Source organism: Allobosea sp. LC85, assembly GCF_000735605.1.
Classification (GTDB): Bacteria; Pseudomonadota; Alphaproteobacteria; order Rhizobiales; family Beijerinckiaceae; genus Allobosea.
The window spans coordinates 34,214-44,409 of the sequence record NZ_JPKG01000010.1 but is presented as its reverse complement, the minus strand read 5'-3'; the positions used below and the strand labels follow the sequence as shown (position 1 = coordinate 44,409).

Genomic DNA, 10,196 nt, shown 5'->3' with positions numbered 1-10,196 from the left:
TCACGCAGACGCTGGTGGTGCGAACAGACACATCAAGACCGACGAACAGCTCCATGGCAGGCCTCCTCCCGACCGATTCAACCGATGGAGCCTGCCCGGAAAGCCTCCCTCCCGTCACTCTCCGACCGGGAGGAGGCCGGAGCCCCACAACCCGATCTTTTTCGTTTGGCCTTGCGCTGCTTCGGCTGCACTGCGCCTTTGTACGGACGTCACAGAAGGCTGCTCCTGTCCGGCCAATCTGAAAGGAAACGATCATGAGCGAAGCTGTGCTCGGAATCATCGGGGGGTCGGGCATCTACGACCTGCCGGGCCTGACCGATCTGCGCGAAGAGCGTGTCACGAGCCCCTGGGGCGAACCCTCGGACATCCTGCGCATCGGCCGGATCGGCCAGACCAAGATCGTCTTCCTACCGCGCCATGGTCGTGGTCACGTGTTGCCGCCCTCCGAGATCAACTACCGCGCCAATATCGACGTGATGAAGCGCGCCGGTGTGACCGATCTGGTCTCGCTCTCGGCCTGCGGCTCCTACAAATCCGAGCTCTATCCCGGCCTGTTCGTGCTGGTCGACCAGTTCATCGACCGCACCGTTCGCCGCGCCAGCTCCTTCTTCGGCAAGGGCTGCGTCGCGCATGTCCCGATGGCGCGCCCGGTCGGCCCGGTGCTGCAGGCACGGCTTGCCGATGCCGCAACGGCCGAGGACCTGCCTTTCGTGCGCGGCGGCACCCTGGTCACGATGGAAGGCCCGCAATTCTCGACCTATGCGGAGTCGCTGACCTATAAGTCGCTCGGCTACGACCTGATCGGCATGACCGCAATGCCTGAGGCCAAGCTCGCCCGCGAGGCCGAGATCACCTATGCGACCGTCGCGATGGTGACGGATTTCGACTGCTGGCACCCTGAGCAGTCCTCGGTGGATGTCGCCTCGGTCGTCGCCGTGCTGAAGGACAATGCCGAAAAGGCGCGCCGGCTGGTTGCGCGCCTGGCCGCGGACTTCCCTGCCGAGCGCGAGCCTTGCCCTGCCGGTTCCCATCACGCGCTGGACAGCGCCATCATCACGGCGCGCGAGTTCCGCGCCCCGAGCCTGGTGGCAAAGCTCGACGCGGTTGCGGGCAGGGTGCTCAAGGCGACCGCCTGACAAGCGGAACAGCTTCGCTCATCGTTCAGAAGGGGAGGACTCCATTGCAAGAGCTCCAACCGATCCGAAGGGGTCATTCCATCAAGATCGCAACCGCTTCCTTGCTGCTCGCTGTGCTCGCCGCGACGCCCGTCCTTGCAGGAAACACGTCGTCGAACTCGAGTTCCAATTCGTCGAACGGCGTGCATACCCGGGTCGACACGATCGTAACCGATGATGATCGCGGGCGGCGCGGCGTGTTCGAGCGACGCGTCTATCGCGACGAGCGGGGCTATCGCGAGTACCGTCGCTACCGCCGCTGGTAGCGACGGTTCCCTTCGCGTGGCGGCGGCGCTAAGGAGAGCGCGTCGCCACAGCGAGCTGTTTCCGCATGGACCGTGATACCCTCCTCGACCTGAAGAACGCGATCCGCTCGATTCCGGATCACCCGAAACCGGGCATTATCTTCCGGGACATCACCACACTGCTCGGCGACGCCCGGGCCTTCCGACGCGCGGTCGACGAACTCGTCCAGCCCTTCGCCGGGCTGAAGATTGCCAAGATCGCCGGCATCGAGGCGCGTGGCTTCATCCTCGGCGGGGCGGTGGCCCATCAGCTCTCGGCCGGCTTCGTCCCGGTGCGCAAGAAGGGCAAGCTGCCGCACGAGACGGTCAGCATCAGCTATTCCTTGGAATACGGTACGGACGAGATCGAGATCCACAGGGACGCGGTCTCGCGGGGCGAACGCGTCCTGCTGGTCGACGACCTGATCGCGACCGGCGGCACCGCGGAAGGGGCGGTGAACTTGCTGTCCTCGCTTGGCGCAGAGGTGGTCGCGGCCTGCTTCATCGTCGATCTGCCGGATCTCGGTGGTGCGGATCGGGTGCGCCGCCTCGGCGTTCCCGTGCGCACGCTCGTCTCTTTCAGCGGACACTGAGCCCATGAAGATCGGCGGCAAGGCCTACCGGACGATCTGGCTTGCACAGGATGGCTGGCGCGTCAGCGTCATCGACCAGACCAAGCTGCCTTTCCGTTTCGAGACCGTCGCGCTTGGCAGCGCCGAGCAGGCCGCCGAAGCGATCCGCAGCATGCTGGTACGCGGGGCACCGCTGATCGGCGCGACGGCCGCCTATGGTGTGGCCCTGGCCATGCGCGCAGACCCGTCCGACCAGGCGTTGGAGGCCGCTGTCGCCTTGCTTGGCCCGACTCGTCCAACAGCGGTGAACCTGCACTGGGCGCTGGAGCGGATGAAGGCGAGGCTGGCAGGCCTGGATCCGGCGTCGCGCATGGCCGCGGCCTATGACGAGGCCGCCACCATCTGCGACGAGGATGTCGCGCTCTGCCGCGCGATCGGCGAGCACGGACTTGGCGTGATCCGTGACCTTTCGGCGGGCAAGGCTCCGGGCGAGCGCCTCAATATCCTGACCCATTGCAATGCCGGCTGGCTTGCCACGGTTGACTGGGGCACGGCGCTGGCGCCGATCTATCTGGCGCATGATGCCGGCTTGCCCGTCCATGTCTGGGTCGACGAGACGCGGCCGCGCAACCAGGGCGCAGCGCTGACGGCCTATGAACTCGGCGCCCATGGCGTGCCGCATACCGTGGTCAGCGACAATGCCGGCGGGCATCTGATGCAGCGCGGGCAGGTCGACATGGTCATCGTCGGCACCGACCGGACCACTGCGACCGGCGATGTCGCCAACAAGATCGGCACCTATCTTAAGGCGCTGGCGGCGCATGACAACGGCGTGCCCTTCTATGTCGCCTTGCCTTCGCCGACGATCGACTGGCGACTGTCGGACGGGCTCGGCGAGATCCCGATCGAGGAGCGTTCGGCACGCGAGGTCACCCATCTCGCAGGCCTGGGGGAGGATGGCGAGGTCGGCCAGTTCCGGGTGGTGGCGCCCGGCAGCCCTGCCGCCAATCCCGCCTTCGACGTCACCCCGGCGCGCCTTGTCACTGGCCTCATCACGGAGCGTGGCGTGGCCCCGGCGAGCTCCGAGGGGCTTGCTCGTCTCTTTCCTGATTTGGCGCGAGGAGCTGCGACATGAGTGAAATGGCGCTTCGCGCAGAGATCGTCGCGGTTGCCCAGGCGATCGACAAGGCCGGGTTTTGCCCGTCGAAGTCCGGCAACGTCTCTGCCCGCTTCGAGGGCGGATTGCTGATCACCCCGTCCGGGTTGCCCTATGCTCAGACGAAGCCGGAGGATCTGATCCATCTCTCGCAGGACGGCACCATCCTGAGTGGCGCGCGCAAACCCTCGTCCGAATGGCCGTTCCATGTCGAGATCTACAAGGCGCGGCCGGACGCCCAGGCGATCGTGCACACGCATTCGCCGCGCGCCACCGCTCTGTCGTCGGCAAGACGCGGCATTCCGGCCTTCCATTACATGATTGCGCTGTGCGGTGGGGCCGATGTGCGTTGCGCGGAATATGCGACCTTCGGCACGCCTGAGCTCGCCTTGAACGCTGTTAAGGCGCTTGAAGGTCGCAAGGCGGTGCTGCTCGCCAATCACGGTGTCATCGCACTCGGACAGACTCTCGCGGGCGCGCACACGATCGTCGCCGAGGTCGAGAATCTTGCGGGGCAATATCTAGATCTGCTCGCCTCTGGGCTGGAGCCGGCGATTCTCGACGAGGCCGAAATGGCGCGCGTTTCCGCGAAGTTCGCGGGCTACGGCAAGGTCGGCTGAGCGTCGGATGCGCCTTGAAGCGCACCATGTCATGGTCGGGCTTGTCCCGGCCACGGCTCCTGAGACTTTTCAGACTGCGTGGCGGATCAGGCCGGTTTGCGCTCGACGAAGACGCAGCCCTCGAAGCTGAAGACCTCCTCGCCATGCTGGTTCACACCGGCATTGCGATGGAAGAACAGGCCCCATTGCGGGCGGCTGGCGCTGGTGCGGGTTTGAATGACGGTCGAGCTATAGGTGATCCTGTCGCCGACAAAGACCGGTCTGGACCAGCGCAGATTCTTGAAGCCGGGGGAGGGGCCAAGGCGTGGCGCCTTTCCGGGCGCGGCGGCAATCTGGCGTTTGCGGTGAGCAACCATCGTCGCCATCCAGACCGATGCCGTATGCCAGCCTGAAGCGGCGAGACGTCCGAAGGAGCTGCTGCGCGCCGCAGCATCGTCCATGTGGAAGGGCTGCGGATCGAAGGCGCGGGCGAAGGCGATGATTTCCTCGGTGGTGAAGACGAAGCTGCCGAGCTCATGGCTTTCGCCGATCTCGATCTCCTCGAAGAAGCGCGCCGGCTGCGTCTCGCCAGGCGGGATACCGAGCGGGCTCAGCGCGACGGGCTGCACATAGCGGGGCGGATGTGCCAGCCAATCGCCCTTGGGCAGGGCGAAGCCGGATCCCTTGCGGCCGAACATGATCCAATTGGTCTGCTCGAGAACCGGCTCGTCATGCTGGTTCAGGAGTTCGAAACGGAATTTCACCAGGCCCATTTCGGGGCGTGAGCGCGATTCCCTGGTTTCAAGCACGCTGCGGCGTGCACTGAGGACATCACCCGGCAGCACCGGCCGGAGCCATTTGACCTCCTCGATGCCGGGAGCGCCCATCGAGGCGGCATCCAGGATGAAGTCCTCGGCGAGCAGCCGCATCAGCAGCGAGCAGCTATGCCAGCCGGATGCGATGAGCTGGCCGACAAAGCTCTGCCTCGCGGCCTCCGGATCGGTGTGGAAATCCTGCGCGTCGTAGCGCGAGGCATAGGCGATGATGTCGTCCTGCGAGACGGCGACCCGGCCGCTCTGCTTGACCTCTCCGACGACGAAGTCCTCGAAATAGCGCATGGGTCGCTCGTAGCCCGGCTCAGTTGGCGAAGCGGAAATGCAGCACGTCGCCATCGGCGACGACATATTCCTTGCCTTCGAGCCGGAACTTGCCGGCCTCGCGGGCGCCGCTCTCGCCCTTGTTGGCGACGTAGTCGTCATAGGCGATGGTTTCGGCGCGGATATAGCCCTTTTCGAAATCGGTATGGATCACGCCGGCGGCGGCGGGGCCCTTGGTGCCGTTCTCGATCGTCCAGGCGCGGGCCTCCTTCGGGCCGACGGTGAAATAGGTGACGAGGTTCAGGAGCGCATAACCGGCGCGAATGACGCGGTTGAGGCCAGGTTCGGCGAGGCCGACGGCGTCGAGATAGTCCTTCTGGTCTTCGGCCGGCAGGACGGCGATCTCGCTCTCGATCTTGGCCGAGACGACAACCGCGACTGCGCCTTCCTCGGCGGCGCGGGCCTTCACCTTCTCGGAGAAGCCATTGCCCTTGTCGGCGCTGGCTTCCTCGACATTGCAGACGTAGAGCACCGGCTTGGACGAGAGCAGGCCGAGCATCTCGAAGGCCTTGCGTTCCTCGGTCGCGACCTGGACGAGGCGCGCCGGCTTGCCGTCGCGAAGCAGGACGAGACAGCGGTTCATCAGGTCGGCCAACTCCTTGGCTTCCTTGTCGCCCGACTTCGCCTTCTTCTCCAGCGGCTGCACGCGCTTCTCGAGGCTCTCGAGATCGGCGAGCATCAGCTCGGTCTCGATGATCTCGATATCGTCGATCGGCGAGATCTTGCCCTCGACATGGGTGATGTCGCCATCCTCGAAGCAGCGCACGACATGGGCGATGGCGTCGCATTCGCGAATATTGGCGAGGAACTGGTTGCCGAGGCCTTCGCCCTTGGAGGCGCCGCGCACGAGCCCGGCGATGTCGACGAAGGTCAGGCGCGTCGGGATGATCTCTTTCGAACCGGCAATGGCGGCAAGCTTCTCCAGCCGGTCATCGGGCACCGCGACGTCGCCGACATTCGGCTCGATCGTGCAGAAGGGATAGTTCGCCGCCTGTGCCGCAGCGGTCTGCGTCAGTGCGTTGAACAGGGTCGACTTGCCGACATTCGGCAGGCCGACGATACCGCATTTGAAACCCATGATGGCTGGTCCGTTGCGTCGCCGCCGCAAAGGGGCGGTCGCGAGATGATGATTGGAATGTCCAGGGCCTTATTGGGGTCCGGGCGGCAAAAGACAAGATGGCAGGGGCCAGGGACGGCTCACGCGAACGTGCATGGCGAGGCGCTACGCTGGAGCGCAAGGACTTCGCGAGACGGCCATCCATCTGCGTCGGTCCATTCGATGGAGCTCTTCCATGCGCGTTCTCTCTGCCAGTGTCTTCGCGGCAGCTCTCGTCCTGACCAGCAGTATCGTTCAGGCCCAGGCGCCGGCGACACGGGTGCGTGGCACGGTCGAGAAGCTCGAAGGTGCGGCGCTGACCGTGAGGACGCCGAGCGGAGAGGCCGTGGCGGTCGCCCTGGCTCCCGGCTACTCGGTTGGCGGGGTGGTCAGGGCCAGCGTAGGCGAAATCAAGAAGGGCAGCTTCGTCGGCGTCGGTGCGCGACCGCAAGCGGACGGCACGCTGCTCGCCGTCCAGGTCCTGATCTTTCCCGAGGCGATGCGCGGCACGGGAGAGGGACATAGGGCCTGGGGGGTCTTGCCCGACAGCACCATGACCAATGCCACGGTGGCCGATACGGTCTCGCGCGTCGATGGCGCCAATCTCGTCCTGACCTATCCCGGCGGCGAGCAGAAGGTGATGATCACGCCTGATGCCAACATTATCATGGCCGCACCCGCTGAAGTGTCCGAGCTATCGCCGGGGGCACAGGTCGCGTTCACGGCGACCCGCCAGTCTGGCGGCGGACTTCTTGCCAACCGCGTCACGATCGCGAAACAGGGCGCCCAGCTGCCGCTCTAGGTGGGGAGGGCTTTCGTGTGGTTAGATCGGCTTTCCCGAAAACCGCAATCCACCTTTCGGGCCGATGCTCTAGCATCCACGCGTCACTCCGGCACGCCGGCCTTTTTCAACCCCTCCACGAAGACGTCGCAATGAGCGAATTTTCCGAGATTTTCTCGGAGAACGGACAGGTGTAGCGGCGGGCCAACCCGGGCCCGTGCGGCAATGAATTCCTGCGCCTCGTCAACGAGACCGAGGTGACCGCAGCAACTGATCAGCGTGTTGTAGTGGCCTGAATACTCGGCAAAGGCGGCGACCGATCGCCTGAGATGGGGAAGCGCCTCCTCGAATCGCCTGGCTCCCAGCAGAGCCAATCCATGGATCGCCGTGTAGATCCCGGCAAAGCTGTCCAGCGGACTCATACGGATGGCCTTGCCCGTCTCCGCGACGGCGTCATCGTACAAACCTGCCCGCAGCAAGGCCCAGCCATAGGCGGTCCGGCCCAAGGCAAAGCTGGGATTGAGGTCGAGGGCTGCCCGCAACTCCGTCAGAGCGCGCTGGTGCTGGCCCGCCGTGCTCAGACACAGGCCAAATGTCATCCGCGCCCAGGGATCGCCCGGGTCGCAGGTGAGACCCTCCTCGGCATGCCGAGCAGCCTGCCGGTAGCCCTCCTTGGTCTCCGGCACCCAGTAGCAGAGCGAGGCCCACCAGATCGCCCAGCTCAGCAGGGCATGCGCCCGCGCGTAGCCGGGGTCCACGGAGATGGCCTGTCGCAGGAGCGCCTGCGCCTCATCATTCTGCCGTCGCCCGACCTTGTTGATCAGGCCCATCGCGCGAACGACCAGCCCCCACGCGTCAATGCTGCCTGGAGGCTTGCCCGCCGCCCGCGCGCCCTCCTCGGCGTAGAGATGAGGCTCGATCGTGGCGACGACCACATTGGTAATCTCGTCCTGAACCTCGAAGACATCGGTCAGGTCCCGGTCGTACTTTTCTGCCCAGAGGTGTTTGCCTGTCAGGGCATCGATCAACTGGCCGACAATCCGAATGCGCGGCCCGGCGGCCCGCACGCTGCCCTCCAGGATATAGCGGACCCCGAGTTCATGGGCGACCTGGCGAACGTCCACTCCTCGCCCCTTGTAAGAGAAGCTGGAGTTGCGCGCGATCACGAACAGCCACCGCAGACGGGAGAGAGCGGTGATGATGTCCTCGGTAATCCCGTCGGCGAAATAGTCCTGCTCGGGGGCGCCGCTCAAATTCGCAAAAGGCAGGACCGCAATGGAGGGCGTGTCCGGCAGCGCCGGCGGACCTGCCACTGCCCGGGCCGCCGGCCCCTCCGCTGTCTCGCGGGCGCGATAGCACCGGATCGGCCGATCAAGGTTCTTGACGGTCTGGTCGCCGAGATCGTCGAACGTGATGTCGAGCGTGTTGCCAAGATGCTCATGGACGTTGCCGGAGATGCAGATGCCGCCGGGCGCGGCCAGGGTTTGCATGCGTGCCGCGATGTTGACGCCGTTTCCGTAGAGGTCGTCACCTTCGACGATGACGTCGCCGAGGCTGATCCCGATGCGCAGCGCGAGCCGCTGTCCCTCGGCGATACCCGCATTATGCGCGGGAAGGGCACGCTGGATCTCGAGAGCGCTCCTCACCGCATCGATCGCACTGGTGAACTCGACCAGGACGCCGTCCCCAATCGTCTTGAAGATGCGGCCGCCATGCTGCCTGGCCTTGGGCTCGAGCACGTCACGACGCAAAGACTTGAGCCGTGCCAGTGTCCCTTGCTCGTCGGCCTCCATCAGGCGCGTGTAGCCGACAACGTCGGCAGCGAGGATCGCGGCGAGACGGCGTGGCACACGTTCTTCGCCCATCGGCCAGGTCATTTCTAGGATGGTAGCGCGAGGCCCGATCATACGCTTCGGCGGTTCGGGCGTCTATTGAGGGGGCTCCATGCCGTCGTGATCTAGTCTTCGGCCTTCTCGCCGAGGCGCTTCACGGCGCTGTGGCCACGCGCATCCATGTAGAGATGGACCTTGTTCTGGAAGCCGGCGTCATCGCCCGCGGCGAGAAGTGTGGCGTAATCGGCGCAAGCCGTGCAGAGGTCCGCGACCCAGGGCTGCTCGGCCTTGCCGAAATCGTTCAGCACATAGGCATGGACCAGCGCTTTGTCGCCGGGATGACCGATGCCCATGCGGACGCGGCGGTAGTCGTTGCCGATCGCGGCGGTCATCGAGCGCAGCCCGTTATGGCCGGCATTGCCGCCTCCAAGCTTCACGCGCAGCTTGGCCGGGGCGAGGTCGAGTTCGTCATGAAAGGCGATCACGTCGGCGGGCGCGATCTTGAAGAAGTGAGCCGCCTCGCCGACCGCGCGCCCGGATACGTTCATGTAAGTCTGCGGCTTGAGCAGGATGACCTTCTCGGCGCCGATCATCGCCTCGCAGACCTCACCCTGGAAGCGGGAGCGCCAGGGGGAGGCGCGGTGCGCGCGGGCAATGGCCTCGACCGCCATGAAGCCGATATTGTGGCGGTTGCGGGCGTAGCGCGCGCCGGGATTGCCGAGACCGGCGAAGATCAGCATGGCAAGTCACTCCGGCAGTCAGGAGGGCTGGCGGTCCTCCGCCTTCCTCCAAAGCAAGACGGCCGGGAAACCCGGCCGTCCAAGTGGTCTCGCGGAGGCAGCGCCGAAGCGCGGCATCCTCAGGCCTTGGCGGCCTCGGTGTCTTCGGCGGCACCCTCGGCAGCGGGCTCCTCGATCACCGACGGCGCCACGATTGTGACCAGCGTCAGGTTCTCGCGGGTGGTCAGGCTGACGCCTGCCGGCAGCTTGATGTCGTTGACATGGACGGACGTGCCAACGCCCAAGCCAGCGACGGAGACGTCGAGGGCCTCGGGGATGTTCTCAGGCGCGACGTCGATTTCGACGTTGTGCTCGACGATCTGCAGGGTGCCTCCGGACTTCAGGCCGGGGCAGGCATCCTGATCGACGACGTGGACCGGAACCATGACCTTGATGGTCTGGCCGGCGGCGACGCGCAGGAAGTCGACGTGAATCGGGAAATCCTTGACCGGGTCGAGCTGGTAGTCGCGCGGAATGACGCGCGTCTTCTTGCCGCCGACATTGATCTCGAAGATCGTGGTCAGGAAGTGGCCGCCATAGATCATCAGGCGGGTCTGGTTGGCGTTGAGCGCGATCGCCTGCGGGGCTTCGCCCGCACCATAGATCACGGCAGGAGTCTGGCCTTGACGACGAACTGCCCGGGCGGCCCCCTTGCCGACCTGGGTGCGCGCCGAAGCCTCGATTTGCTTCACGGCGGTCATGATGATGGTCCTCGTTTTCTTGATAAAGACACGGCCGCCCGATGGCGGCCGTCTTGGTCTCGCG

General features: G+C 65.4%; 11 protein-coding genes. 6 read left to right on the top strand and 5 right to left on the bottom strand.

Features of this window, described 5'->3' with window-relative positions:
- Positions 1 to 254: 254 nt before the first annotated feature.
- The 5 genes from FG93_RS05280 (at position 255) to FG93_RS05260 (ending at position 3,807) form a co-directional block, all read left to right on the top strand.
- Positions 255 to 1,136: an S-methyl-5'-thioadenosine phosphorylase gene (locus tag FG93_RS05280; protein WP_043232674.1), complete on the top strand. Its 882-nt coding sequence runs from the start codon at positions 255 to 257 to the stop codon at positions 1,134 to 1,136.
- Between the two features lie 44 nt (positions 1,137 to 1,180).
- Positions 1,181 to 1,441 (top strand): hypothetical protein, encoded by a 261-nt coding sequence (locus tag FG93_RS05275; RefSeq protein ID WP_043232672.1) that lies wholly within the window; start codon positions 1,181 to 1,183, stop codon positions 1,439 to 1,441.
- A 65-nt stretch (positions 1,442 to 1,506) separates the two neighbouring features.
- Positions 1,507 to 2,052, top strand: a complete 546-nt coding sequence (locus FG93_RS05270; protein WP_043232670.1) for an adenine phosphoribosyltransferase — start codon at positions 1,507 to 1,509, stop codon at positions 2,050 to 2,052.
- 4 nt (positions 2,053 to 2,056) lie between these two features.
- Positions 2,057 to 3,166, top strand: coding sequence for an S-methyl-5-thioribose-1-phosphate isomerase (mtnA, locus tag FG93_RS05265; RefSeq protein ID WP_043232668.1), 1,110 nt, complete (start codon positions 2,057 to 2,059; stop codon positions 3,164 to 3,166).
- The gene (locus FG93_RS05260; RefSeq protein ID WP_043232666.1) at positions 3,163 to 3,807 is read left to right on the top strand and encodes a class II aldolase/adducin family protein; all 645 of its coding nucleotides are present in this window, start codon (positions 3,163 to 3,165) and stop codon (positions 3,805 to 3,807) included. Before mtnA ends, FG93_RS05260 begins: the two co-directional genes overlap by 4 nt.
- Before the next feature lie 86 nt (positions 3,808 to 3,893).
- Here the strand turns inward: FG93_RS05260 and FG93_RS05255 are convergent, their stop codons facing one another.
- On the bottom strand, positions 3,894 to 4,904 hold the full coding sequence (locus tag FG93_RS05255; RefSeq protein ID WP_043232664.1) for a MaoC family dehydratase: 1,011 nt from the start codon (positions 4,902 to 4,904) through the stop codon (positions 3,894 to 3,896).
- Between the two features lie 19 nt (positions 4,905 to 4,923).
- Positions 4,924 to 6,021 carry a redox-regulated ATPase YchF gene (gene ychF / locus FG93_RS05250; RefSeq protein ID WP_043232661.1) on the bottom strand — a complete coding sequence of 366 codons (1,098 nt, stop codon included), beginning with the start codon at positions 6,019 to 6,021 and terminating at the stop codon, positions 4,924 to 4,926.
- Between the two features lie 214 nt (positions 6,022 to 6,235).
- Between ychF and FG93_RS05245 the strand changes: the two genes are divergently transcribed.
- On the top strand, positions 6,236 to 6,841 hold the full coding sequence (locus tag FG93_RS05245) for a hypothetical protein (protein ID WP_043232659.1): 606 nt from the start codon (positions 6,236 to 6,238) through the stop codon (positions 6,839 to 6,841).
- 83 nt (positions 6,842 to 6,924) lie between these two features.
- Here the strand turns inward: FG93_RS05245 and FG93_RS05240 are convergent, their stop codons facing one another.
- The 3 genes from FG93_RS05240 to FG93_RS05230 all read right to left on the bottom strand — a co-directional run bounded on the left by FG93_RS05240 (position 6,925) and on the right by FG93_RS05230 (position 10,132).
- Positions 6,925 to 8,685 (bottom strand): adenylate/guanylate cyclase domain-containing protein, encoded by a 1,761-nt coding sequence (locus tag FG93_RS05240; RefSeq protein ID WP_043232696.1) that lies wholly within the window; start codon positions 8,683 to 8,685, stop codon positions 6,925 to 6,927.
- Between the two features lie 92 nt (positions 8,686 to 8,777).
- Positions 8,778 to 9,392: an aminoacyl-tRNA hydrolase gene (gene pth / locus FG93_RS05235; RefSeq protein WP_043232657.1), complete on the bottom strand. Its 615-nt coding sequence runs from the start codon at positions 9,390 to 9,392 to the stop codon at positions 8,778 to 8,780.
- A 119-nt stretch (positions 9,393 to 9,511) separates the two neighbouring features.
- Positions 9,512 to 10,132 carry a 50S ribosomal protein L25/general stress protein Ctc gene (locus tag FG93_RS05230; RefSeq protein WP_043232654.1) on the bottom strand — a complete coding sequence of 207 codons (621 nt, stop codon included), beginning with the start codon at positions 10,130 to 10,132 and terminating at the stop codon, positions 9,512 to 9,514.
- Positions 10,133 to 10,196: the final 64 nt, after the last annotated feature.